The organism is Limnofasciculus baicalensis BBK-W-15 (assembly GCF_024178385.1).
Taxonomy (GTDB): domain Bacteria; phylum Cyanobacteriota; class Cyanobacteriia; order Cyanobacteriales; family Coleofasciculaceae; genus Limnofasciculus; species Limnofasciculus baicalensis.
Genome location: NZ_JAMZMM010000638.1, coordinates 1 through 1,880, shown reverse-complemented (window position 1 = coordinate 1,880; position 1,880 = coordinate 1). Strand labels below are relative to the sequence as shown.

Genomic DNA, 1,880 nt, shown 5'->3' with positions numbered 1-1,880 from the left:
GTACCTAACTGAGTCGCTTTCCGACGATAACCAACAACAAACAACTAATAACAAACAACTAATAACCAACAACTAATGACAAACCTTCTAATAAACGCTGATTATCTTCCTCTCTCCTCACCGCCACCCTAAAATAACGATCGCCTAATTCTGGAAAACTCAAGCAGTCACGGATTAAAATTCTTTTCTCCTTGAGGAGTCTCTCCTGGAGTTGGGAACAAGATCCTTCATAGCGTACCAGTAAAAAATTAGCTGCACTAGGATAGGGATGGAATCCTGGTAACTGTGATAGCCCTGCAAATAATTGCGATCGCGCTGTTGGTAACCATGCCCAGGTTTCTTCTTGAAATTCCGTATCCTGTAATACAGCAATTCCCGCCGCTTCTGCTAGGACATTTACAGGCCAAGGATCTCGCCACTCCTGCCAACGTCGAAGTCTATCGGGGTAAGTGACGCAGTAACCTAAGCGCAAACCAGGGAGACTGTAGAATTTAGTTAGCGATCGCAAAATCACCAAATTTGGATAGTCTTGCACCAGTGGAATCAAACTTTGGTCCTGATTCGGCGGGATAAAATCCATAAAAGCTTCATCCACCACAACCAGAGCAAACTTATCTAACAGAGGCAGTAAAGTTTCCCGATTAAATAATAAACCAGTAGGATTGTGAGGGTTATTTAATAGTAAACCACCACCTGATAACTTATCCAGAAGAGCAGAAGTTGAGAGCGGAAAACAAAAGCCAGAATCAACTTCCCCCTCTCCAAAAAGAGAATAGCCCCTGACATTAGCATCAAAAGCCTTAAGCGCCCGTTGGTAGTCACTAAATGCCGGGGTGAGGATAGCAGTTTCCCCCAATTGAGATAATTCCCTCGCAGCCCAAGTTAATAGCTCTGCCGAACCATTTCCCGGAAAAATCCAGTCGGGGGTTAAAGTCGGATGAACCTTCCTCAGAGCCTCCCGTAGCTGGTAGTAACTGGGATCTGGATAGGCGACTAAATCTGTTAATCCAGACTTAATCGCCCTAATCGCGCTACTCGGTGGTCCTAGCGGGTTGATGCTAGCCGAAAAATCAAGAATTGAGGCAGGGGAACAATCTGCCACTGTTGCTGCCCAAGCTAAGTTTCCCCCATGAGTTGGTCGCATCAATACTCAATTTCCTGCAAAATCAAATTGTGTCGGGTAGCATCGGCTGCGTGTATAGGGGTTTTCAGTTGGATGAAGTACTCCCTAAAAACCCGGTTTCTTGAAGAAACCGGGTTTTTTAAATTCTGTGAAACCCGGTTTCTCTGTGGTTTCCGAGTCTAAGTCGTGCGTTATTTAGGTGGCGCGACTCTTTCCTTGAACAACTTCCCGGCGGAAAATGCGGGAACCTTCGTCTCTGGAATTTCCATCTTGTCACCAGTTTTGGGGTTACGCCCCTCACGGGCTTTACGCTCCCGCGACTCAAAAGAGCCAAATCCCACCAACGTCACTTTATCACCTTCGGAAACCGCTTCCATAATGGCTTCCAATGCAGCACTTAGCACCGCATCAGCCTGCTTTTTGGTAACAGCAGCTTTTTCCGCCACTTTATCTACTAATTCGCCCTTGTTCATGAGACATCTGCCTTTCTAAACTTCTGTAAACGAGTGGATCTCTTGGTTTTACTCAATTAAACCCCATATTGCCGATCTTACTTGCAAGATTAGCAATTTTGACACAAATTATGGAGATTTTCCACTTTAAATTACTGAAACATGCACAGAATCGAAGTTTCACTGCCATATTGTAAAAGCTGTAAGCCCAATATGGATCGTTGAAACCGTTAAATTATGTAGATTTTCTAGATCTTTGAGTAAAAATACCTAATTCAATCCAGGAATTGGGGAGTGGGGAGTAG

General features: G+C 44.5%; 2 protein-coding genes. Both read right to left on the bottom strand.

Going from position 1 to position 1,880, the window contains the following annotated elements; genetic code table 11:
- Nucleotides 1–58 precede the first annotated feature (58 nt).
- The gene (gene cobD / locus NJ959_RS29035) at nucleotides 59–1,147 is read right to left on the bottom strand and encodes a threonine-phosphate decarboxylase CobD (RefSeq protein ID WP_254015233.1); all 1,089 of its coding nucleotides are present in this window, start codon (nucleotides 1,145–1,147) and stop codon (nucleotides 59–61) included.
- Between the two features lie 167 nt (nucleotides 1,148–1,314).
- Nucleotides 1,315–1,596, bottom strand: a complete 282-nt coding sequence (hbs, locus tag NJ959_RS29030; protein ID WP_254015232.1) for a non-specific DNA-binding protein Hbs — start codon at nucleotides 1,594–1,596, stop codon at nucleotides 1,315–1,317.
- Between the last annotated feature and the right edge of the window lie 284 nt (nucleotides 1,597–1,880).

Bases quoted from the DNA above. Each gene is read 5' to 3' on its own strand.
- hbs (WP_254015232.1), bottom strand. From the start codon at position 1,596: ATGAACAAGGGCGAATTAGTAGATAAAGTGGCGGAAAAAGCTGCTGTT.